This window comes from Leptospira ilyithenensis, from assembly GCF_004771005.1.
Classification (GTDB): Bacteria; Spirochaetota; Leptospiria; order Leptospirales; family Leptospiraceae; genus Leptospira_A; species Leptospira_A ilyithenensis.
The window spans coordinates 309,861-332,320 of sequence record NZ_RQHV01000062.1 but is presented as its reverse complement, the minus strand read 5'-3'; the positions used below and the strand labels follow the sequence as shown (position 1 = coordinate 332,320).

Below are 22,460 nucleotides of genomic sequence, written 5' to 3'. Positions count from 1 at the left end.
GTCACTTTCATTCCTATTTTTCGGATTTTACGGTAAGTTCATTCGAATCCGATTTTCTTTCCTGTCGGGAAATCAGGTTTTGTATTCGGACTATTCCTAGCGTTAGGGATCGGTAGGATTTAGTCACCCGTCCGTTTATAAAAACGGCGGGGACCGGAGCGCACGCGGAGTCCGGACGAGCCTGGGCCCAAACACTGCGGAGCCGATCGGATAGAAATACCGAAGGGAATCCGCATGTGTTTGGGCAACGCCCACCTTACGGCTGTTTTTTGATAAGAAGTCTTCTTTCGATTTCGAAAATTTTTTCCGGAATTTTTTCTTTTCCTAATTTCTTTTTGTCGTTTTCTTTTAGGAATAGGTCCGCGCCGAATTTATCAAGAGCATCATTTGCTTTGATATTTTTAAGTCCGATGAGTTGGATTTGAACTTCGCCGGCAGGGATGCCGTATTCCGTTCCTTTGTCTTCTACGGAAAGAATACGGCTAATGCTAGTTACGGTGTCGCCCGAAAAAGCCGGTTGAGTGTGGTATCCTTCGGTGAATCCGATTTCCCAGAGAGCGTTTTCGGAGATATCGCGGGAAGCGTTTCCAACTAACCAACCAAACACGAGTCCACCGTATACCACCGGTTCGCCGCCCATTGGACCGGAGATCCCTGCGGAATAAAGTTTATCGTAATGAAGAGGATGAGTGTTTCCTACGCGGAATGTCCATTGGTAATGTTCATCCGTGATCGTGCGGCCGTTTTGGTGCACATAGATCTGGCCCGGTTGGAAGTTTTCGAAATAAGTATGTCCCCAAGTAACATCCTTTAGCCCGGTCGGAAACTGCAATTTGGGAAGTTTGAGGGCAGGGGTCGCAGACTCGGGAAAGAATGCGGATTTGTCACCAGGTTTGGAATTTCCTTTCGGTTTTCCGTTGGACTGGTAGATCATGATCTTTCTTTCGTATTGCAAAACAACTTCGTTTTTTTGATTGAGACAAAGTGTACGCACATGAACGATCCCCGGTTTGTCGGGACCTTTGTCATCGACTGCAAGGATTTTTGTACGGGAAGAAAGCGTATCTCCCGGGTAGACAGGTTGAAGGAATTGAGCATTGTAGTAACCGAGGTTAGCTAGCGCCTTCTCGCTGTTATTTTGTACGCCGATGGAAAGTGCCAGGTTGAACACCATAAGGGGAGGCACAAGTAAATCCTGAAAACCGTGAGCTTTCGCATATTCTGCGGAAAGATACAAAGGATTTGCATCCATAAATACTGTTGCAAACTCTTGCGCGAAACTACGATCCACAGTGAATTGGCGGGGGTGAACATAAATATCACCGACTGTGAATTCTTCCAGGTAACGTCCATAGATGTTCTTTTTGATTTTATCAAGAGTGGCTGGGGTTTTCGGTGCTATTTCACCGAAGGGGGTCATCGCTTTTTCTACCATGGGACAAAGGTTCTAGGGGGTATGCAGGAGGAAAAGAGTTTTTCTTAGAAAGAAATAAGGGAAGTTTCAAGACTCTTTCGCATTCATGTTAGAGACGGAAATCTCTAGTTTACTGTTATCGCCGTGGCGGGGAAATATAATAGGATCACCCCGAAAGTTACAGGAAGGTTGCAATAACGAGGAGCCCCCACCTACTACCGGATAGGAAATCACGGCGACTTGGTAGTTGGATTGGCCCGAAAGCCGACGGGAGAAAACAAAATCCATATCTCCTGAATAACCTGTTGCGGAGGATGAAATGTTTTTTACAATCAAGCGTATGGAAAAAAGTAAATCTTTCGTAGCTCCTCAGTTTGCAAAAGAGACGCTCCCGCTGGATAGATAAAATTAAGTTTAGAAAATTAGGATATTATAATTTAATGGTGGGAGAGGCCTCCCCGAAATTCAAAATCGAAGATACCATAGAACCGATGCGTTCATTTCCGATTGGTCTGAAAGTTTGGCTTGGTTTCCCTCCAAAGAATAGAGAGAATTGCCTTGGACGGGAGCAAAGCCTACATTCGTTTTGATTCCGGTTTTGGGAGTTTCTTCCTCTGCTGCTCGAAAAGAGTCGTACATAACAAACGAATATGTAATCGCACCAAGGATAAAAAGTAAATTGGCAGTTCGATAGGAAGATTCATACTCAGAGTAGCTTTTTGTGTATTCCCAAGGAAGTAATTTGCTGGACTTTGCCTGACTCAAACTGGAGTTAGCTTCGCTTTGGAAAAAAATTCCTCCCAAAAGAAATAAGCTGAAAAGCCCCGAGGAAATAATTCCTTTTTTGGTCTCTCCCGCTTGGAAATAACCAACGCCCGGGTAAAAAAAATTTTTGCGGAGTTGGTCCGCCCTTTTCTTTTTTGCCATCCACCTTCTTTCCAATTCTTCTTTTTCCGCAATGGAACTTTCTTTGACCTTTCGGTTTCCCTGTTCCTGCAATTCGGAAGCTTCTTTTTTAATTTTAAAAACCCGGGAAGCTTCTTCCTTTTCTTTGACCTGCCGTTTCAGCTCTTTGTTTTCTTCCTCCAGAACTCTCATTTGCAAATCATCCGTAGTTTCTTCGGAAAAGACGGGACAAACCGCAAAACAAATACCAAACGAGAGCAATACGGAAAAAATTGTAATTCGATTCATTGGAATATATGAGAATGGGAATTTTAATACTTAGTTTTCTAAAGACAAAATGAATTCTGGTGCCACAATTCTGGTTTCATCCGGTGTAAGAAGATGCCACTTCCCACCTTTCACATACCATACGGCGATGATTTCCGTTCCATCTTTGAGTTTAATTTTAGCGGCATTTCCATAGAGTGCGGTCAGTTCTTTCCAGGTCCTGATAGGTTTTGCATCCGGGTCTGATTGGGATTCCTGAGTATTGGTAACGATAATCGGTTTTTGGTCCAATTCCGTTTTTATGATTCCCCCTTCCCGCAAAGACGCATAAGAAAGAGAAGAAGTGCTGTCGGAGTAAATTCCATCGGTCTCACTGACTTGGTATGATTTTCCTTCGCGGACAGAACCTAATCCCGTTTTGTTGGAAAGAAGTTGGATTTCCCCTTCCCAAACATCCAATGAATCGGAATTTCCTTCCACCTTCAGTCGGGCGAATGTCCCTAGCAGAACGTAGGTTTGGTGAGAACTCTCCCAAACCAAGGATTTTGCCGCCCTTGGGTCCGACAGAACTACCACCTCCCCCGAACGGATATTAAGATGCAAACGGGGAATCCCTTCCGAAATAACTTCCTTCCAGGCGACAATGCCCGGGCCTTGCAATCGCAAAGAGATCCCCGGGGAAGGAGAAATCTGTACTTTGCTCCGATCGGAAAGAATCCAAAGATCTCCTGCCAACAGCTTGGAGCCGGGAGATAAAACGGAAACGTCATTTGATCCGTTTCGGCGTATCCCTACGTTTCCATAAACGTCGGTGATCAAAACAGATTGGTTAATAGTATTTAGGTATTTGTCTTTTCCGTTAAAGAGGAAAAAGGCAGCGGCGATAATCGCCGCTGCCGAAATTGGAAAAGAAAGAATAGAAAGCGAGCTTATCCACTTTCTACGCTGAATAGAGGTAGAGGCCTTTCTCTCTTCTGAGTTCCAAGTAAGCTCTTGCAAAGGTTTGGGCCAATCATCCGGATTGTCAGATTCCCACCACGGAGTTTGTTTCATTCCCAATCCTCCCAGGTCCAGCCTTCCTTTTGAAAAACCTTCCGTATCACTTTAACACCTTTTTCCAAAGAAGTTCGAACTGTCTTTTCATCTATCTTAACAATCCCTGCGATCTCTTTTAGCTTCCTTCCATCGGAAAAACGAAGATATAAAACCTCTTTTTCCCTATCAGAAAGCTCATCACCATCGCCAGAGAGAATAGAATTAAATACCAGTATCAATTCTCTTCTTTTACCTTGAACCAAAGCGGGTATCTCTGCACCGGAAAATCCCAAATGCACTTGCCCCGCTTTCCTAAGGTGTCTTAGAAAAAGGTTTCTACCTATTCCCATCATCAAAGGGGGAATGGATTCAACAGTTTCCAAACCTTTCTGAGATTTTTCGTACAAACGCAGGAAGACTTCATGAGTCAAATCCTCCGCAGTGTGAAAATCAGCACCTAACCTACGCAAGTAGGATATAAGTGCGCCCTTATTTGCTAGAAATAATTTACTTAGAAACTCCCGATCCAAAAGCCCTCTACTAGTTCATTCCTTGAGAGAGGGAAAAAAGGGAATTTTTATTCTGAATCTTCGAAAAATTCGCATCGATTTACTAAATTCCATGGATAACGCACTAAGTCTTTGCCGGTTTCGCTGCCGAGCTCCAAATATTCCGAATTCCAGGCCCAGAATCGCCCTTTTACTTCCGAACCGTCCGATAATGCCAATCGTAATTTTTTGCCAGTCAGTTCATTTGGTTCTACTTTTGCGACCGTTTGTCTTGCGACCCGATAGATCCCATTGGGACCTTCTACCCAAAGAAAAGATTCATCGGAGACCCAAATTTTCCCCAAAAGAATCTCTCCCGTTTTAAGAATGAGTTTGTCAGCGGAAGCAGGAATCGAAAATAAGAAAATTATAAAGAATAACGTCTTTCTCATCCAGGTACCATTTTTACTTAAGGTATTTTATAAAGTTTCTGAGCAAACAGAGAAACTAATCCCTGTTCTCTAAAATAGAAATAAAATGCGAAAAAAAGAATATTTTATTCCTTTTTCAGCACAGAAAGGAATAAAGCAGTAATAATCGTTACATAAAATAAAATAATTTATGGACTAGAAATAAAAATTCAATGCAAAGCCCATTTATATACCTAACTCCTTTTAGAGGGCAGAACCTAACCGGACGCAGCTCCAAGTATATTTTCAACTTATTTCTGCTATTTTTTTTCTACAATTGCGGGCCTCTCGCCCCGGAGGATTGGGCTCCTTCCATGGTAATGGTGTTGGGATTGGGAGGAGGTACCACAAATCCGAACGGCCCCAAGACGCTTAACCCAGGACAAACTGTCAGTTTCGGCGGAGGACAGGGAAATGTCACAGGAACCGTCGTCGATATAGACGGAGACGGGGTAGCGGACGCAATTGCAATCAACTCAAGTGATGGCTCTGGAAACAACAGACCGCCCAGCCTGATTTTAATCGATTCGGATGGAGACAGCGTTCCGAACGGGGTCGATGCCAACGGCGATGGGGTCATTGATTATTATATTACGATTGGGAACGGAGGTTCGATCGTTTTGACAACACAACCAAACGGAGGGGGAAACCAGGTAACGATCGTTCCGGGACAAGGTTTTGATTCCAATGGAGATGGAGTCGTGGACAATCCCGTTCTCGGGCAATTGGTAAACGATACGACTCCCCCTACTTCCGTCATTACACCTGCGGGAGGAACTTACACTTCCGCACAAAATCTCACGATCCTATGTTCCGACAATATCGCCCCAAGCAATATAGTTTATACTACCAACGGAACCGCTCCCGGCTTCAGTCCGGTCAATGGGTTGGTAAAAAGTCCACCTAGCACTACTTTCACGATCGGATCGGAAGGGAACGGAACGTATACTGTCCGTTATCTTTGCCGGGATCTGGCGGGAAACCAGGAATCTGCAAGTGCGCATACGGAAACCTATGTGATCGATAGCAATGTTCCCGCCGTGACAGCAAGTCTTGCTTCCCTTTATGTGAGTAGTAACGGTAGTGCGATCAACTCATCCCAACTCACCTGGTCAAGTAGTATGGACGGAACTTACAGTGTTCGTAGCGGTGGGACAAATTGTACAGATGGAAGTCAACTTTCCACCGGAAGTGCAACGGCGGCGGTTCCGAACACTGCAACGACTTTCACAGCGGGCGCGTTAAGTTTGGGAAATACTACGATTCGAATCTGTGTTACAGGAACGAGTAACGGGCTTGTAGGTTCTTACGCACTTACGATCACAAGAGACGATACTGCTCCTACCGTCACAGCCAGCCCAACAAGCGGTAGTTATATGTATTTGGCTTCGATTTCACTTACTTGCAATGATGCGGGAGGAGCGGGTTGTGATACAGTTGCCTACTCTTCACAAACCGGTTCCGCTCCAACCAATCCTGCGATCACAGGAACAACAGGAGCGATTACTTCGGGAACTTTATATGCGAGTGCTCTTGCTACAACAGATCTCGCAACAACTTACATTAAATTCATCGCCCGCGACCTGGCAGGAAATGTATCCGCTGTTTCCAGTGAAAATTACATTGTGGATACTACTGTTGCTACTCCTTCTCAGGTTTCCGTTTTAGGTGTGGGCACAGAAGTTTTCGTGCAATGGGCACCCGTTACCAATGCTGCCGAATACAGAGTTTATTACAGCACATCCAGTCCTGTCACCACTTCCTCTACCAGTATAACAGGAATTAGTAACCTTTACTATGAAATCACAGGTTTAACCAGTGATACTATGTATTACGTAAAAGTGGAAGCCAGGAATGGCGTGGGTGGTGTGAGTTCACTTTCTCAGGAACAAAGGGTTTTTACCACTTCGGTGCCACCGGGGACCGCAGTGTCCGGAAGTTATGCGGATATTTCGGCGGGACAGGGAACGGATTCGGGATACTCTCCGAACATTTTGGTAGATTCCAACTCCATGAAACTATTAATTGTAACTCAAAATACTGCAAATAACAACAAGCCAGGATTGTTTCGATGCGATTTAGATGGTTCTAATTGCTCCCATGCAGATATTTCCGTGGGGCAAGGAGCAGATTCGGGAGTCAGTGCTTTTGCACTGCTTGATACAGTCTCCAATAAATTATTAGTCGTAACCCAAAATGCGACAAATAGCAACAGGGCTAGCTTGTTTCGATGTGATTTGGATGGCTCTAATTGTACTCACACAGATATTTCTGCGGGGCAAGGGGGTCTGTCAGGAACGAATCCATTTGCTATCATCGATTCCGTTTCGAATAAATTACTAGTAATAACATGTAACGTAACAAATGATCTCAAGCCAAGCCTATTTCGATGTAATTTAGATGGATCCAATTGTACTCACACCGATATTTCGGTAGGACAGGGCCTTGGTTCAGGATCTATGCCTTCTCTAGTGATTGACCCGATTGCGAATAAATTACTGGTAGTAACCAGCAATGGAGCCAACAACTACAAACCAAGTTTATTTCGCTGCAATTTGGACGGTTCCAATTGTACTCACACCGATATTTCGGTTGGGCAAGGAGCTTACTCAGGAAATCACCCCTCAGCAGCAATTGATCCGATTGCGAATAAATTACTGATTGCAACTCGCAACGAAGCAAATGACCAAAAGCCAAGTTTATTCCGCTGCAATTTGGATGGTTCTAACTGTATCCACACAGATATTTCGGTTGGGCAAGGCACTGCCTCTGGCCTCTCCCCAGAGATATCCATCGATTTAATCACAGGAAAGGTGCTTGTAACGGCCATAAATGCGGCCAACAATTACAAACCAAGTCTATTTCAATGCAATTTGGATGGATCCAGCTGCACTCATACGGATATTTCGGCAGGACAAGGACCTAACTCAGCCTCTGGACTTTCATACATATCTATGATCATCGACCCGACCACTGGCAAACTGCTCGTAGCAACAACCAACGGAGCCAATAGCAACAAGCCCGCCCTCTTCCGTTGGTAGCTCGTTAGTCGATCACATTTTAGCGAGAGGGATGCAAAGGGCTTGGTCGGTAACGACCGCAGCGTAAGCGGAGCCCGGAGCAGCCCGGTCCCGAAGGGGACTCGCCCGACTGCTCTTTTCTCTGATAAAACCATTTTGTTTGTAAACCTTTCTTGCAATCTTTGGGAAACTAGTTTTAAAATGTTTGCAGTTTACCCAAATGAGAGGGATGGCATGCTTTCGGAGCCATCGGGAAACGGAGAATGGATGAAACAACCAAATATCAATATACAACATAACAGATGCATGCGGAACTTGTTATTCCATCTGGTTTTTTATCCGGTTCTGTTTTTTTGTTTTGGCGGTTCGGTTTATGCGGATGAAAACACCATTTTTGAAACGCAAAAACAAAGGCGATTGGAAAAGAGAACTTCCGTTTATATGGATTTTTATTTTGCTCCGAATGATTATTTCGGGAAGTTAGGTAGGGAGATTCATGTTCCCAATATTTCGGTGACTTATAATTTGAATGAAAGTTTTACGGTGGGTGCTTCCTTTAATTATTTCAATTACCAAAAAACGGCGTATGGCTCTGCAACGTATAATCATGAAAACATACAGAGCTACAGGTCGGGGAAAGAGGGAGGTTTTTTCAAATTATTTCTCAACTACTATATCTTAAGTTCGCCTCTTTATTTGAATTTCGGAATGGCGACCATGCCGGATTTTAAGTTTACATCGACCAACACTCTTTACAACCAGCTGACAAGAGAATACGAATCATACTCAAGCCATTATGCAAACAAAACCCCTTTGGTATTGGATCTGGGGCTCGGTTTGAAATTTATATTCTTTGAAAATTTTCTGACTGGGTTTGAAATGGGCGCCTATCGGTCGTTCTCCGAGAGCACGAGACGGTCCATTGAACCGAATATTTATTTTCCTTCCAGTTACACTCCGAATGTGGCAACACCGTTTTTAGCAAATTCCTTATTTGAATCCGGTTCCCGTGCAAGCAAGGATACGAGCACGAGTGGGGTGTATTTGAAGATCTTGTTTGGGATTGTGTTTTGATTTTTTCGGGGAAGGGATTTGTGAATCTTTAGTACCCCGCCCCTTCTCCTTCGCCAATAGAAGCAAAGAAGTATTCGAAGAATCATCAGCGAAGCTGATCTACAGGGTGGGAAACTGAACCCGCCACCAAATGCGTCCTAACTACCATGGGCCGCAACTTTTGTCCTTTCGGATCGCAAATCTTTCTATTTTTTTATAAATAAGTTCGCCTTTTTGCCTAGCCGACTTCCCGGACTCTCTTCCATTCCTGGTGCCAGATATGCCACTCTTCCCGTGCGGCGCGGTAAGCCTCCATATCGGAACGGACTTCCTCCATTAGGCATTCCAATTCCTGAACTTTTCGCAATAACCTTTCCGAAAGCTCAATCCATTGCACAGAATCCTCTTGCAAACTTTCCACGTTTTTAGTATCGGGATTCTCTCTTGGAAATCCTTGCATTTTTAAGCTGGGACAAAACCCTCTCAAGTATGAGTTTTTCTTTCCCCAAAAAGGATCTGATCCCCGAAGAATTTCAAATTTCCCCAAAACACCAAAAACGTTACCTTATCAACGGGGAATTAAGGACTTGGGTGGGAAAAACGGAAACAGTCCTCTCTCCGATTTTTTTGGAAACGGAAACCGGTTTGGAACAAGTGGTACTTGGCAGTTATCCTTCGTTTGGTGAAGTAGAAGCGTTGGAAGCGCTTGATTCCGCTGTAAAGGCTTACAATCAGGGAGCCGGGGAATGGCCTCAGTCCACCGTAGAACAAAGAATAGTTGCTATTGAAAATTTCATCTCACTTATGCAGACAAAGCGGGATGAAATCATCCTTTTTCTTATGTGGGAAATAGGGAAAACACACAAAGACAGCATCAAAGAATTCGACCGGACGATTGAGTATATCAACGATACCATCGACGCTCTCAAAACGATGGAAAAAGATTCTTCCAAATTTATAACGGAAAAAGGAATCCTCGCTCAGATCAAACGTGCTCCTTACGGAGTTGTGCTTTGCATGGGTCCGTTTAACTACCCGTTAAATGAAACATTCTGCACTTTAATCCCTGCACTCGCTATGGGAAATACCGTAGTATTCAAACCGGCAAAATTCGGAGTACTGCTCCTCGAACCTCTACTCGAATGCTTTCAGAAGGCGTTTCCGAAAGGAGTCATAAGTACATTGTACGGCGACGGCGCCAAAGTTGTCTCTCCCATTATGGAATCGGGCAATGTGGATGTATTCGCATTTATCGGCGCAAGCCAAACTGCAAATATCATTACGAAAAAACACCCAAAATTAAACCGCCTACGGTCTGTTTTGGGGTTGAATGCGAAAAATCCTGCTATCCTACTTGAGGATTGTGATTTGGATGCGGTCGTTCCCGAAGTATTAGCGGGATCACTTGCTTACAATGGACAAAGATGCACCGCACTTAAAATTATTTTTGTTCCGGAAAAACTAGCGGAACCATTTTTGGAAAAATACCTGACCTTATTGAAAACCTGGAAGAGAGGAATGCCTTGGGAAAAAGATATTATGCTGACCCCTCTTCCCGAAGAAGGAAAAACAAAATGGCTTACCGAACTCATCGAAGATGCGGTAACTCTAGGAGCAAAAATTCATAATTCGAAAGGCGGAATGGTCACCGAGTCTTTTATGAACCCTGCTGTATTATTTCCTGTTTCCAAACAAAGCAGAGTTTATCATGAAGAACAATTCGGTCCTATCGTTCCCATAGTCCCTTATCATAATATAGAAGAAACTTTGGAATATGTTCGGGATTCCAATATGGGACAACAAGCAAGTATATTCGGAAAGGACGCAAAAACCATAGGTCTGTTAGTTGACAGACTGGTAAACCAAGTAGCAAGAGTCAATATCAACACTCAATGCCAAAGGGGACCGGACAGTTTTCCATTTACAGGAAGAAAAGACTCGGCTGATGGAACTCTTTCCGTAACAGATGCGCTCAGAGCTTTTTCCATCCGAAGTCTGGTGGCCGCAAAAGACGAAGAATCCAGCAAAGAAATCATCCGTAAGATCGTAGAAACGAAATCTTCCCGGTTTATCGGAACCGAAACCAAGTTATAAGACATAACCTGGTTTTTCCCTAATCTTTTTCTTTTGCGGGGAAAAGGATTAAAGATTGCTATTTTTGGCTAAAGAGTTAGCTTAAATGTAGAGATTTTCTCTACGAGAATCCAATGAGCCAAAACCAAACGATTCGATACTTTTTGATCATTGCAATACCTTTGTACATATCTTGTGCAAAGGTAATCACTCAGGAACAGGCAGGTTTTTTAAGTTTACTCCTGAGCACAGGCCAATCTTCCCTCGCAAGCAGTTCAACAGAAATACCTGTTACGGTCGATCGCCAGACAGGCATACAGATCAGCGCCTCCGGCTTGACAGTAACTTATGCGGCATTGACCACTTTGGCAGTCAAACTTTCCGCAAAACCAACTCATGATGTAACAGTCTCTTTATCCTTTGATACCACCAAACTAAGTGTAAATGGTTCCGGTGTTTCTCCAGTCAATTTAACTTTTACGGAAAACAATTTCGATACTCTTCAGAATTTCAGTTTGGATGCGGTAAATAATGCAAATGACACATCCAGCATTTCATTAACTACGCAAAGTACGGATACCCCTTACGATAGCCTATCCAAATCGCTTTCCGTAAACATTCAGATTGCCACTGCGGCTATCATATCAAGTGTAAATACGGTTTCTTTGGATGGTGGAGGAACAGGTTCCTTCGGAGTCAGACTCAATGTATTGCCGACAAATAATGTAAACTTAACCTTGAGTTTTTCCGGCGCCAAACTGGCAGTAGATGGAGTGACGTCTTCCCATCCGGGCTTGAGTTTCACTCCTGCCAATTATTCAACCTTACAAACCGTAAATTTAAGATCGCTTTTGAATACGACCGAATCGGTTAACATCGGTTTTATTGCATTCAGCTCCGATGCGGATTATAATTCCAAGTCAAAAACCGTTTCCGCTTCGGTTACTTCCAATACAAGAAGTATTGTTCTTTCTCCGAGTCCTGTTTCTCCCAGTATGAAACCTGCTGAAGTTCATTCTTTTACGGTTGCACCCAGCGTAGCACCTACTTCCGATATTACAGTCAGTTTCACCTATACGCAAAGCCAGGTAAACATAAGAAAGTTCGGGGATGTGAGTTATGATACGGACGGTAGTTTTTCAATCACTCTCTTAAGCGGAAGCACCACAGCACAGACCATTCAAGTCAAAGCGGTGTCCAATATCAATGTGGCAAGCGGAACCATAAGTATTGCCACAACGGTTCCTGCTTCCCCGAACGGAGACATATCCTTTGACGCTCTGACAACAAGCACCGGTTATTCGATTGACACCGACAATGTTCCCGTGGCTCTCAACGGAAATATCCAAAATGGAAACCAAGCGACAACATCCAACTCTACCACTTATACCCTGGGAACGACTGTTGACCCTGCCACCTCTTTTGTAATTTGTAATTTTCAAACGGCAGGATCGGATATAGTCAACGCAACTACTTGCCAGCTCAATTCTTCAGGAACCCAGGTAGAAGTGAAAAAAGGAGCATCCGGTACAAACGTAACCACCAACTATTATGTTATGAATTTCAGTTCGGGGATTTCAGTCCAACGGGGTGCCACCGTTCTAACTTCAGGCACAGCAACAATAGGTTTATCCCAAACAGTCAATACAAACAAAGCGTTTATCATATCCTATGTGAGAACAACTTCCACAGGCGCTGCCAATGACAATCGAAAGCAAGTTCAAGTATCTTTTGCCGATGCGAACAATTTAAATTTCTCATGTAATGGTTGTACTGCGACTACTGTAGAATGGCAAGTCGTGCAATGGCATTCAGCAACGGTGCAATCTGGTACAGCCACTATAGCCGACACCGCTTCGAGCACAACAGCAACTCTTAGTTCAGCGGTCGACCTCTCAAAAACATTTTTGATCTTCAATCATTCTTACACTCCGAACGGAGGAACAGGCCAAGAGCAAAATTACTTTACCTCCGGGGCTTTCTCTTCCACATCACAGCTTTCTTTCCAAAGGGGGTTCACACAAGGAACGATCGCCATCCAATACTTTGCGGTGTCGGTTCCTTCGGGTTTGGTTGTGAAATCAAATGATTTTACACTTAGCACTTCTGAAACAAACATCTGCGATGTTACCCCGAGCGGAGGAGTGACGGATTATTTAAAATCAATGATGATCACTTCCAATCGAACCGGAACCGTTGCTGAGGATACTGCATTGGACTCTTCTTCACTTACGTATGAATTTCGAAACTCCGGATGTGGTGCTGCGGGAAATACAAACTTGAAAATCACCCGATACAATAACGGAGACGGAACAAATCATAGTTTATCTGGCACCTACTTCCTGTTAGAATTCAATTGAACATGAACAAACCTATCTCTTTCGTTTTTGTTAAAAAAATCCCGGGTTCGCCTAATTTTTCAGTGATTTAAGATTAAAATCAGTTAAACTCTATTTGTGATTCAAACCATTGTACATTCCATCGCAGGTAGAACAGTTCAGTTCACCCATAATTCCACAGAGTCCTTACTCAATGGAATCAAAGTATTAGTAAAGGGGACTCTGCAAAGTACCGGAGCCGGCTTGGATTTGCTTTCCAATGCATTTCTTTACAAAGAAGATTGGAAGGAAGCACTCAAGAAAGCAGGTGTTACCCTTAGGGAAACAGGCGACCAAACTACAGAAGCAATGGAAAAGGCAATCCACTCCACAAATGTCGCTTTCGAGAAAGCATTGTTTGCTGTGGACGCCGCAGGAAGACAAGGGAATCAAATGGTCTTTGACAATCGGGTGATCTCAAGTATCATCGGCAGTTCTCATGACCAAAAAATCATACTAACTAAAATAGAAATGAGTTTCAGAGATATTGGAAAAGATATCTCCGTATCGGAAGCAGTGAAATCTTTCAGAGAATCGGGACAGAAAGAATCCGTTCTGTTTTTACCGGGATTGTTCACCGATGAAACCGTTTGGCTGGAAAAATGGATTCCCTATAAAAAAAGAAAAGTCCGCTCCTTGGGAATTGCCACGGAACTTTCCAAAAAAAATATCCACCCGCTTTACATTCGTTATAACCACGGAATGCCAATCCATGAGAATGGAAAAAAACTAATGTATTTATTGGATGTGTTTTTTACCGAATGCCCGGAAGCGAAACCACATATAGTGGCATACAGTCTGGGTAGTTTGGTACTGAGAAGTTGTTTGTATCATGCAAAAGAAGAAAATAAACCTTGGGTCGGAAATTTCAAAAAAGTAGTATCTATTTCCTCACCAAACAGAGGTTCCTATTTGGAAAAACTCGGATTTTGGTTGGGTTTGATTTTGGAAAAAAGCCCGAATGCCGCTTTAAAGATCATAGGAATGATTGGAAATTTACGCAGCGATGCCATCAAAGATCTATCGTTCGGTTTGATTCGCAGGGAACAAAAATCTTTCTGGGCACCCATTTCACAATACTTTCAAGAAACATATTTCGGTGAATTGGATGAAGTCGATGCCTACGAAGCCTACTCACTTGTCGATACGATCGAAAATCCGATTCAAAATTTTTTAGGAGATGGGATTGTTGAAAAACAAAGTCTTCGCTATCTTTCGGACAAAGTGTACTCTAAAAAATTGAATCCGTCACTCCGAACACTGGAAATAGAAAAAGCAAATCATTTCACAATTCTAAATTCTAAAAAACTATTTCGATGGTTGGATGAGATTTTTTCGGAACGTGCCTAAAGAAACCGGTATAAAATAAACAAATACTTAAAGCATTTTTATCAAAACAAATACTGATAAGAAAAAAGTAATTCGTCGTATAATCTTTGCGAAGCAACTTCAAGCCGTAATTCATGATTTTTTGTGATCGAATAACGGATCTTTGCCGTATTCAGAAAGCTCTCAGTTTCCCGGCTCGCTTGAAAATAATAATAACCACTCGCCAATTGCAGCTTCCAATCCCCCATCTCCCATAAATAATTTAACATGATTTCGGGACCATATCTGACTCCGTTTTGAAAAACCGCGGACCCTTGTGCCTTTCCCCCTATCAAGACTGAAAATGTGGAGGAAGGATTGAAATTCTTAAACTCATTCTGAAAAGAATAACCGACAAGCCCTTCCAAATTACCAGCTTGTTTGCGGATGATATCGTTGTCCCGGATCGGGTCTTTCTCTTTGTATAAAACCGTATCCCAACCAACATCGAAAAGATAAGATAAATGTTTCGATAAGGAATTATAAGGAGAAAGTGATAAGACGCGAAGTACACTCATCGAAGTAAATTCCATCGGTTTGAATTCGTATTTTCGAATGGTTCCGTTAAAAAACTGCAACTCCGAATTGGGAGAATGCCCTTTGTTTGCATTCAATAAATCGTGATAAGCAACTCTGTACTGAAGTTGCGTGAATGTTCCTAAAGAAGAAGTTCCCAAAGATACACTGGCCCGACTTAAAGAATGTGAAAATTCGGGAGGAATGGAAACCGGAATGGATTCATTAAGCGAATAAGTATCTGTCAGTTTACTTCTGTAATGAAGAGTCGGTTCATAAAGAGGATCTTCCTCTTCTTTTTTAGATCTGATTTGTTTGTAACGATATGCTTCCAAAATCGCATCTATTACCAACGATCTACGAATTTCCTTTCCTTCCAAATCAGCATAATTTACTTTCCCGGAAAGCAAGTCCCAAAAATATTCCTTTTCCAAATCAGTCATGGCAACTAACTTTTGTTTAATCTTTGAATACATGGATGGCCTGTAATAAGATCCGGCTACTAAATCTTTTTCACCCAAATACAACTTGATCGTATCCGCAGGTGACACCAAACTTCCGGCTTTCGAAGACAAAGACAGATTCGTGCCCGCAACATCAAACATTCCCAATAGATGATAGGAACAATTCTCGGAGAGAAAAAAGTAATCGAAATGGCTTCTTCTCATTTCCCAAAGATGACGGAGAAATCGGGCACGCTCCTCTTCGTCCAAATTTAATTTATATTCCCATAGATCACGATTTTCCAAATCATTGTATTCGTTTACTTTCAGGTAGTAAGGAAAAATGGAGAATGTTCCGGGGAATCTTCCCGTAAGACCACCAAACATATAGTAAACGATATTTACATCACCGGTATTTGCCGCAAACCCAACTCCATAATCCAATAGTTCGGAACTTTCATTGAACTGAGAGTCCACTTTGATCAGTGTGTGACCGAACATGGAGCCGGGAGATTGCATATAATAGGAAGAGAACACAATTCGTAAACCTTGCCCCCCGAGTGCTTCTTTCCAAGCTTCAAAACGTTTGCATTTCCTTTCTTTTAAAACCTTAGCATCAAAACCCAATTGTTTTTTCAACCAATCGTATCTTTCCGGGAAAGAACATTGCGGATGTAAAATTTCTTCGGAATCAAAGTCTTCTTCTGCAAAAAAACTTCGTAGAGTGGCAAAGAGTTCTTTCTTAGGATTCTCATTTCCCTTATTCGAAAGAAAATAATATTCCGAATCGACTTCACTGATATACACACCGAAAATATTTTTTTTATATCGGATTAGATTTATCCAATGTTTTTCTTCGTAAGTTTTTTGATTTTCAATTTGGAGCAACAGCGAAGAAAGATGTTTTTTCCCATCCGGATCCGAAGGTAAAAAATCATCATAATGAACCGGTTTCTCATTATCCATCTGGTCTTTGGAGATAAGAAAACAAGGAAAACTAACTTCGATTAGGATAAGAACGAAAAATAAAGATTTTCTATAAGACATATCTGTTTATAGAAAATGAAGTGCAGTATTACCCTGCCAATGCCTGCAAATGCACATTCACCGACTCTGCAAGTGCGGTAAAATCATACCCTCCTTCCAAAAAAGAGAGAACTCTTCCCTTTGCATACAACTTAGCCTCTTCCAAAATCTTAACAGTGAATGTTTCAAACGATGAAGTACTCAGCTGCATTCCACCCAAAGGATCGTTCTTATGGGCGTCGAACCCTGCGGAAATCAAAACGAATTCCGGCTGAAACGATTCCATTTCTTTTTGTAAGCCAGGCCAAAGTTTTAAATAATCATATTCTTCCGAACTTCTGGGAAGAGGAAAGTTGAGAGTAAAACCTTTTCCTTTTCCCGATCCTCTTTCCGAAGCCGCTCCGGTTCCCGGATAAAAAGGATACTGATGAAAAGATATAAAATATACGGAATCATCTTCGTAAAACTGATGTTGTGTGCCATTGCCATGATGCACATCCCAATCTAAAATCAAAATTCTTTTTATTCCTTTCGATTGAAGATATTTGGCTGTGATCGCCACATTATTGAAAAAACAAAATCCCATGGCATGAGTAGACTCGGCGTGATGGCCGGGAGGACGAACCAAAGCAAATCCGTTTTGAATTTCATTTGCAAGTATACGATCCGCCAAGTGGATTCCTGCTCCTGCCGCAAGAGTTGCAGCACGATAGGAGACGGAAGAAAAAGGAGTATCCGCATCAAAATAACCAAACGAATGTGTGGTGGAGGCATCTTTAAAAGAACGGATATAATTCAAATCATGAGCCAAACCGATTTGTTCCGGACTGGCCGCGGTTATTTCTTTTTGCCATAAAAATTTACTTGAGGGAAGATTTTGCAATTTTGCTAAAATGGATTCCAATCTGCCTTTTGTTTCCGGGTGTCCGATCCCGGTATCGTGTTTTAAAAATTCATCACAAAAGGCAATCGCCGTTTTAGCTCGGGAGTCGGTCATTGAAATAACATAAACCTTTCTATATAAACGATCATTTCTACAATTTCCAGAAAGAGTTTGTCCAACTGAGCAGTAATACTTTTTCTTTCTTCCGGAGTGATCTCCTTATCCGCAGCGGCACTTCCGTAAATCGCCAGAAATTTTTTGATTTCATCCGAAAGAGTCACGTTAAACCATTCTTTAAAGTTGCGGTTTTTTATCTGATAATCCGATAGCATAACACCCGTAAATTGCCATAGGGACTTTTCCACAAACTTAAGCTCGAGCTTGAATTTCCCTTCCGACTTTTCGACCGAAACCTTATCCTGGGAAGGGGCAAAATCGATTCTACGAAGCATCACTACGAAAATCAAAACCTCTTCCAATCCTTCGACTAATTCCTTTTTTTCCAAACCGGTGACTTTCTGATCATCCCCCAAGTGAGAAAGATAAAGATTTCCCACTTTTTTGAAAGAGCTAGTCAGCTCAAGTAGCCTGTCTTTCAAACGCCCCGGGATAGAAAGATCCTCTGAAAAACGCCCAAAAGACTTCAATTCATAGTCTTTAGAAATCTCGATCATATTTGCCTGCTGTATAAAATCTTTGAAACTTTTTCATCCGATCTTTCGATTCGATTGAATTTCCCATTCCATTCTTAAAACTGACTAAAAAAACAGCCAATGAAATTTCTGATTCCTATATTACTAGTATTCACTTCCATCGTAATCAATTTTTGTTCTACGATCGGATCACAAGATGCCAAAAATGCAAAGTCCTATTCGGGGGAAGCACCTCCGTTTATCGAAGGATTGTATATTAATACGAAAACGATTCGTGATAAAAAGTTTTGGAACGTACTTTTTGCCGCCATGCAAGAAAGTGGAATGAATGCGGCAGTCCTCGACATCCAACCTGTTGCACCTACCAAAGAGCAAGTAGATGACTTGAAGTCACGCGGGATCTATCCGATTGCACGGGTGGTGAATTTTGAAGGAGGGCTGATTGAAAAATCACCTCCACCAAACCTGATGTTATCCATCCAAAAAGCAATTCGTACAGCTTGCCTTGCCGGATTCAAAGAGATTCAGTTGGATTACATTCGTTATGCGGACGGAGGAACGAATTTCAGCATGAGTTACGAGAAAAGATACGATAGTATTCTTTCCATCATCTCGGATCATAAAGAAAAAACAAAGGATGTCTGCGGATCGGATGTGACCTGGAGTGCGGATATTTTCGGGAGAGTCCCTTTCATTGAAAACGATGTAATCGGCCAAAAGGTCGAGCCGTTCAGTGAAAAATTAGACGGACTCTATCCCATGCTTTATCCATCTCATTTTTACGGGCTGACCAAAAGAGTCGCCGATCCTTACGGAACGATCAAAGACGGATTGGACTTTACAGTGGAAAGAGCCAAACCGGGAACTCGCGCCATCGCATGGGTCCAAGGATTTAAAATGATGATCGGACCGAGCAGACTTTCCTATCAGGACTATATCAAAGTACAGATGTTAGGTGCAAAAGATTCGAAAGGAAACGGGTTTATCGTATGGAATGCCGGCAACGATTATGCCGACACTCTCGAAGCTTTCGAAGAATATAAAAAAGAAAAAGATTTGGATAGATCCAAACCTTTAGCACCTTAATTGTCGGTTTCTTTTTCCAATTGAGCACGGCGGGCGTATGCGTCCGCTTCCTCTTCACCCAAAATTTTCACTCTGAGTTCTTTCAGTTTTTTCTCCTTCTCGGAAGTACTTAAGCCGGAGTTTTGAGAAAGAAATTCTTTTTCCTGTTTTTCATAATCGGAGATTCTATGTTTTTCATCCGCTTCTTCTTTACGAACTTTTGCCATAGCCGCAGCTCTTTCTTTTCCAAAATATTTGGTCTCAAGAGTCGCTAGTTTTTTTTCCTTTTCTTCCGCATTCAGTCCGGCAAATTCTTTTTCTCTCAGTTCTATTTCCGTCTGGTAGTGGTCAAATTTATCCTCTCTACCGACCACAGATTCATAATAAGAACCGTAAGTTTTCTTTTTGAGATCCTGGTATTTACGAACCCGATCTTCGGCACTCATGTTTTTAGAAGAAACGATAAAGTTTCTGGAACCTTCCATAAACTGAACCTGTGCCTCTTCCATACCGAAAATCAGCTCTTCCTTTTCGTCACCTAATACTTGTTTTCTCTTTGTCTTTAGAATTTCATATTTATCTTCGAAACTGGTGCTTGCGGGAATTTCCAACTGGTGGATTGCAGTTTCATATTTAAAATAACTTTCAAATAAATCTTTTATTTTTTCCTTGTCCGGACTTTCATAATTGGCATCTATATAAGCAAGTAAAGTAGCGTTGCATTGTTCCGCTTTATAGCTGGGATCACATTTGCGCCTAAGAGCCCAAATTTCCCAAACAAAGTTGATTTTTCCGGCTTGAAGATCTCCAATGAGTTCCAGATAACTTTTTCTCTCTTCATCCCGAAAAGGAGAAAGTGCTTCGTCCCAAAACTGGGAAGAATTCCCCAATGGATTCAAATTCGGATCGGAACTGCCATCCGCGCCGCCTGATTCCGTATAACTAGCACTATCCTTGGAAGTGCTTAATTTTTTAGTTAGAAAAAAAACGGAAATGACTAGTACTAGCGCGAGCCCACTGATGATGAAAATATTTTTTTTATCCATATATCCTTTCTAAATAAAAAAGGCCATGCTCTATTGCAGCACAACCTTATCTTTCTAATCCAATCTTTTTATAAGTGATTAAAGAGCCGCTTTTGCGTTCTTCGCAATGTTCAAATACCAACCGTTCACATCGAAGTAAGTTTGACCACTCCATTCGAAGTTAGTTGCTTGCAAATGGTCGATACCTGTTGCAAACCAATAAGAAGGTGCTTCACCTTTGTAAGTTCCCCATTTTTGTGAAGTCAATGGAACCACTCCGTCATTTGATCCGCCCAATCCGTAGTACAATCCTCCTGCCCAAGTGATCGGGTGAGTCAGTGCCATAAGAGGATGTTGAATCAAATCGGCCCAAGCCATAGAATTTCCATAAGAATAGTATTTCATTCCTGAAACGTTAGGTGTAGTATTATTGAAACTATTTACATAACTTACAGTCAAAGATTGACCCATAGCGATCACGTCTTGAGGACGACCGTCACGATAAAGTAGTGTAGCAAGCAAGCTGAGTGCTGAGTTTGCAAAAGGTTCCAACCAGGAAGGAATCACAGCTAGAACGATGTCAGCGAGAGGAGCACCTTTATGAAGGGAATCAACAGTCGTTACGGTTGCAGTTTTACTAGCGAAGTTCAGGTTCTTAACCATATATCGAACAACAAGTCCGCCTTGAGAATGTCCGACCAACTGAACTTTGGTACAACCGTTGGAGCTCATCCAGGAAGTTACAGCAGACTGAATTTGATCGGCGCGAACAGGAATGCTGTTGGCTGCGGAACTTCCCGGAGTAGTTACTTTTGCACCTTGGGTTCTTAGATAACCGTCTAGTCCACCCCAGTATTTTACTAAGCCGGCAGCGAGTCCTTTTGTGTCATCGAATCCTAAGATTCCGTGAACGAGTGCGATACACTGACCGTCCAATGGACCTGCAAATAATCCTGATGATGGGATAGCGAGAAGGAGGGCAAAAATCCCCGTAACTAATTTTGCTTTCATATGTTTCTATTCCTTTACCTTTTCAAGTTGGCAAATATGTGACAATGATGTAAATTCCTGTCAATAAATTTGATAAAATTTGTAAGATTTTTCAAAATATCACAAAATCGAATCTATATTACCGTTCATTTTGTATCCAACAGTATAACTTGCGCTATCTGCAACAGTATAAACAAAAAAGGTCATGCTCTGCAGCACAACCTTATCTTTCTTAATCCAATTTCTATTTTATAAGTGATTAAAGAGCCGCTTTTGCGTTCTTCGCAATGTTCAAATACCAACCGTTCACATCGAAGTAAGTTTGACCACTCCATTCGAAGTTAGTTGCTTGCAAATGGTCGATACCTGTTGCAAACCAATAAGAAGGTGCTTCACCTTTGTAAGTTCCCCATTTTTGTGAAGTCAATGGAACCACTCCGTCATTTGATCCGCCCAATCCGTAGTACAATCCTCCTGCCCAAGTGATCGGGTGAGTCAGTGCCATAAGAGGGTGTTGAATCAAATCGGCCCAAGCCATAGAGTTTCCATAAGAATAGTATTTCATTCCTGAAACGTTAGGTGTAGTAGTATTGAAACTATTTACATAACTTACAGTCAAAGATTTACCCATAGCGATCACGTCTTGAGGACGACCGTCACGATAAACCAATTTTGCAAGCAAACTGAGTGCTGAGTTTGCAAAAGGTTGCAACCAGGAAGGAATCACAGCTAGAACGATGTCAGCGAGAGGAGCACCTTTATGAAGAGAATCAACAGTCGTTACGGTAGCTGTTTTGGTATTAAAACCTAAGTTCTTAACCATATAACGGACAACAAGTCCACCTTGAGAATGTCCGACCAACTGAACTTTGGCACAACCGTTGGAAGTCATCCAAGATGTAACAGCTGTTTTTATTTGATCGGCACGAACAGGAATGCTGTTGGCTGCGGAACTTCCCGGAGTAGTTACTTTTGCACCTTGGGTTCTTAGATAACCGTCTAGTCCACCCCAGTATTTTACTAAGCCGGCAGCGAGTCCTTTTGTGTCATCGAATCCTAAGATTCCGTGAACGAGTGCGATACACTGACCGTCCAATGGACCTGCAAATAATCCTGATGATGGGATAGCGAGAAGGAGGGCAAAAATCCCCGTAACTAATTTTGTTTTCATATGGTCCTGTTCCTTTACCTTTCAGTTGTCAAATATGTGACAATGATGTAAATTCCTGTCAATAAATTTGATAAAATTTGTAAGATTTTTCAAAATATCACAAAATCGAAAATTTTGAGAGTGAAATGACAAGAGAACGACATTCACTCAGAACAAAATGTGCAAACATTCAGCAAACAAGTCGACACCTGTCTATTAATCTTTCGTTGATCTATG

At 42.2% G+C, this 22,460-nt stretch carries 19 protein-coding genes; 6 read left to right on the top strand and 13 right to left on the bottom strand.

Annotated elements, in window-relative coordinates; all coding sequences use genetic code 11:
- Positions 1 to 256: 256 nt before the first annotated feature.
- From EHS11_RS18235 to EHS11_RS18210, 6 genes are all read right to left on the bottom strand, one after another.
- Entirely contained in the window at positions 257 to 1,435 is a 1,179-nt protein-coding gene (locus EHS11_RS18235) for a MaoC family dehydratase (RefSeq protein WP_135765790.1), read from the bottom strand.
- Positions 1,436 to 1,501: 66 nt separating this feature from the next.
- Positions 1,502 to 1,702 (bottom strand): hypothetical protein, encoded by a 201-nt coding sequence (locus EHS11_RS18230; protein WP_135765789.1) that lies wholly within the window; start codon positions 1,700 to 1,702, stop codon positions 1,502 to 1,504.
- Between the two features lie 177 nt (positions 1,703 to 1,879).
- Positions 1,880 to 2,608, bottom strand: a complete 729-nt coding sequence (locus tag EHS11_RS18225) for a hypothetical protein (protein ID WP_135765788.1) — start codon at positions 2,606 to 2,608, stop codon at positions 1,880 to 1,882.
- A gap of 30 nt (positions 2,609 to 2,638) precedes the next feature.
- Positions 2,639 to 3,640 (bottom strand): hypothetical protein, encoded by a 1,002-nt coding sequence (locus EHS11_RS18220; protein WP_135765787.1) that lies wholly within the window; start codon positions 3,638 to 3,640, stop codon positions 2,639 to 2,641.
- Complete coding sequence (locus tag EHS11_RS18215) at positions 3,637 to 4,152, bottom strand: RNA polymerase sigma factor (RefSeq protein WP_135765786.1); 516 nt, start codon at positions 4,150 to 4,152, stop codon at positions 3,637 to 3,639. The genes EHS11_RS18220 and EHS11_RS18215 overlap by 4 nt, the downstream gene beginning before the upstream one ends.
- 47 nt (positions 4,153 to 4,199) lie before the next feature.
- Entirely contained in the window at positions 4,200 to 4,562 is a 363-nt protein-coding gene (locus EHS11_RS18210; protein WP_135765785.1) for a hypothetical protein, read from the bottom strand.
- 332 nt (positions 4,563 to 4,894) lie between these two features.
- Here EHS11_RS18210 and EHS11_RS18205 point away from each other — a divergent pair, with 332 nt between their 5' ends.
- Both EHS11_RS18205 and EHS11_RS18200 read left to right on the top strand, forming a co-directional pair.
- Positions 4,895 to 7,621, top strand: a complete 2,727-nt coding sequence (locus EHS11_RS18205; protein ID WP_246048045.1) for a chitobiase/beta-hexosaminidase C-terminal domain-containing protein — start codon at positions 4,895 to 4,897, stop codon at positions 7,619 to 7,621.
- Positions 7,622 to 7,867: 246 nt separating this feature from the next.
- Positions 7,868 to 8,674 (top strand): hypothetical protein, encoded by an 807-nt coding sequence (locus EHS11_RS18200; RefSeq protein WP_135765783.1) that lies wholly within the window; start codon positions 7,868 to 7,870, stop codon positions 8,672 to 8,674.
- Between the two features lie 217 nt (positions 8,675 to 8,891).
- Here EHS11_RS18200 and EHS11_RS18195 read toward each other — a convergent pair whose 3' ends face one another.
- Positions 8,892 to 9,113, bottom strand: a complete 222-nt coding sequence (locus EHS11_RS18195) for a hypothetical protein (RefSeq protein ID WP_167884473.1) — start codon at positions 9,111 to 9,113, stop codon at positions 8,892 to 8,894.
- 29 nt (positions 9,114 to 9,142) lie between these two features.
- Between EHS11_RS18195 and EHS11_RS18190 the strand changes: the two genes are divergently transcribed.
- From EHS11_RS18190 to EHS11_RS18180, 3 genes are all read left to right on the top strand, one after another.
- Positions 9,143 to 10,747 (top strand): NADP-dependent glyceraldehyde-3-phosphate dehydrogenase, encoded by a 1,605-nt coding sequence (locus EHS11_RS18190; RefSeq protein WP_135765782.1) that lies wholly within the window; start codon positions 9,143 to 9,145, stop codon positions 10,745 to 10,747.
- A 113-nt stretch (positions 10,748 to 10,860) separates the two neighbouring features.
- Complete coding sequence (locus tag EHS11_RS18185; RefSeq protein ID WP_135765781.1) at positions 10,861 to 13,086, top strand: hypothetical protein; 2,226 nt, start codon at positions 10,861 to 10,863, stop codon at positions 13,084 to 13,086.
- Between the two features lie 96 nt (positions 13,087 to 13,182).
- Positions 13,183 to 14,454 carry a lipase family alpha/beta hydrolase gene (locus tag EHS11_RS18180; RefSeq protein WP_135765780.1) on the top strand — a complete coding sequence of 424 codons (1,272 nt, stop codon included), beginning with the start codon at positions 13,183 to 13,185 and terminating at the stop codon, positions 14,452 to 14,454.
- Between the two features lie 41 nt (positions 14,455 to 14,495).
- Here the strand turns inward: EHS11_RS18180 and EHS11_RS18175 are convergent, their stop codons facing one another.
- From EHS11_RS18175 to EHS11_RS18165, 3 genes are read right to left on the bottom strand one after another with little or no spacing between them, the layout of a single operon-like run.
- On the bottom strand, positions 14,496 to 16,478 hold the full coding sequence (locus EHS11_RS18175) for an Lnb N-terminal periplasmic domain-containing protein (RefSeq protein WP_135765779.1): 1,983 nt from the start codon (positions 16,476 to 16,478) through the stop codon (positions 14,496 to 14,498).
- A gap of 28 nt (positions 16,479 to 16,506) precedes the next feature.
- Positions 16,507 to 17,454 (bottom strand): histone deacetylase family protein, encoded by a 948-nt coding sequence (locus EHS11_RS18170; RefSeq protein ID WP_135765778.1) that lies wholly within the window; start codon positions 17,452 to 17,454, stop codon positions 16,507 to 16,509.
- A complete protein-coding gene (locus EHS11_RS18165) occupies positions 17,451 to 18,014 on the bottom strand; it encodes a hypothetical protein (RefSeq protein ID WP_135765777.1) in 564 nt (187 codons plus the stop codon). The genes EHS11_RS18170 and EHS11_RS18165 overlap by 4 nt, the downstream gene beginning before the upstream one ends.
- Positions 18,015 to 18,113: 99 nt before the next feature.
- On the opposite strand from EHS11_RS18165, the gene EHS11_RS18160 reads away from it, so the two are divergent.
- The gene (locus tag EHS11_RS18160; RefSeq protein WP_135765776.1) at positions 18,114 to 19,079 is read left to right on the top strand and encodes a putative glycoside hydrolase; all 966 of its coding nucleotides are present in this window, start codon (positions 18,114 to 18,116) and stop codon (positions 19,077 to 19,079) included.
- Here EHS11_RS18160 and EHS11_RS18155 read toward each other — a convergent pair.
- From EHS11_RS18155 to EHS11_RS18145, 3 genes are all read right to left on the bottom strand, one after another.
- Positions 19,076 to 20,104: a lipase secretion chaperone gene (locus EHS11_RS18155; protein WP_135765775.1), complete on the bottom strand. Its 1,029-nt coding sequence runs from the start codon at positions 20,102 to 20,104 to the stop codon at positions 19,076 to 19,078. The genes EHS11_RS18160 and EHS11_RS18155 overlap by 4 nt on opposite strands.
- A 78-nt stretch (positions 20,105 to 20,182) precedes the next feature.
- The gene (locus EHS11_RS18150) at positions 20,183 to 21,094 is read right to left on the bottom strand and encodes an esterase/lipase family protein (RefSeq protein ID WP_135765774.1); all 912 of its coding nucleotides are present in this window, start codon (positions 21,092 to 21,094) and stop codon (positions 20,183 to 20,185) included.
- Between the two features lie 238 nt (positions 21,095 to 21,332).
- Entirely contained in the window at positions 21,333 to 22,244 is a 912-nt protein-coding gene (locus tag EHS11_RS18145; protein ID WP_135765773.1) for an esterase/lipase family protein, read from the bottom strand.
- Positions 22,245 to 22,460 lie beyond the last annotated feature (216 nt).

Bases quoted from the DNA above. Each gene is read 5' to 3' on its own strand.
- EHS11_RS18235 (WP_135765790.1), bottom strand. From the start codon at position 1,435: ATGGTAGAAAAAGCGATGACCCCCTTCGGTGAAATAGCACCGAAAACC.
- EHS11_RS18230 (WP_135765789.1), bottom strand. From the start codon at position 1,702: ATGGATTTTGTTTTCTCCCGTCGGCTTTCGGGCCAATCCAACTACCAA.
- EHS11_RS18225 (WP_135765788.1), bottom strand. From the start codon at position 2,608: ATGAATCGAATTACAATTTTTTCCGTATTGCTCTCGTTTGGTATTTGT.
- EHS11_RS18220 (WP_135765787.1), bottom strand. From the start codon at position 3,640: ATGAAACAAACTCCGTGGTGGGAATCTGACAATCCGGATGATTGGCCC.
- EHS11_RS18210 (WP_135765785.1), bottom strand. From the start codon at position 4,562: ATGAGAAAGACGTTATTCTTTATAATTTTCTTATTTTCGATTCCTGCT.
- EHS11_RS18205 (WP_246048045.1), top strand. From the start codon at position 4,895: ATGGTAATGGTGTTGGGATTGGGAGGAGGTACCACAAATCCGAACGGC.
- EHS11_RS18200 (WP_135765783.1), top strand. From the start codon at position 7,868: ATGAAACAACCAAATATCAATATACAACATAACAGATGCATGCGGAAC.
- EHS11_RS18195 (WP_167884473.1), bottom strand. From the start codon at position 9,113: ATGCAAGGATTTCCAAGAGAGAATCCCGATACTAAAAACGTGGAAAGT.
- EHS11_RS18190 (WP_135765782.1), top strand. From the start codon at position 9,143: ATGAGTTTTTCTTTCCCCAAAAAGGATCTGATCCCCGAAGAATTTCAA.
- EHS11_RS18185 (WP_135765781.1), top strand. From the start codon at position 10,861: ATGAGCCAAAACCAAACGATTCGATACTTTTTGATCATTGCAATACCT.
- EHS11_RS18175 (WP_135765779.1), bottom strand. From the start codon at position 16,478: ATGTCTTATAGAAAATCTTTATTTTTCGTTCTTATCCTAATCGAAGTT.
- EHS11_RS18170 (WP_135765778.1), bottom strand. From the start codon at position 17,454: ATGACCGACTCCCGAGCTAAAACGGCGATTGCCTTTTGTGATGAATTT.
- EHS11_RS18165 (WP_135765777.1), bottom strand. From the start codon at position 18,014: ATGATCGAGATTTCTAAAGACTATGAATTGAAGTCTTTTGGGCGTTTT.
- EHS11_RS18160 (WP_135765776.1), top strand. From the start codon at position 18,114: ATGAAATTTCTGATTCCTATATTACTAGTATTCACTTCCATCGTAATC.
- EHS11_RS18155 (WP_135765775.1), bottom strand. From the start codon at position 20,104: ATGGATAAAAAAAATATTTTCATCATCAGTGGGCTCGCGCTAGTACTA.
- EHS11_RS18150 (WP_135765774.1), bottom strand. From the start codon at position 21,094: ATGAAAGCAAAATTAGTTACGGGGATTTTTGCCCTCCTTCTCGCTATC.
- EHS11_RS18145 (WP_135765773.1), bottom strand. From the start codon at position 22,244: ATGAAAACAAAATTAGTTACGGGGATTTTTGCCCTCCTTCTCGCTATC.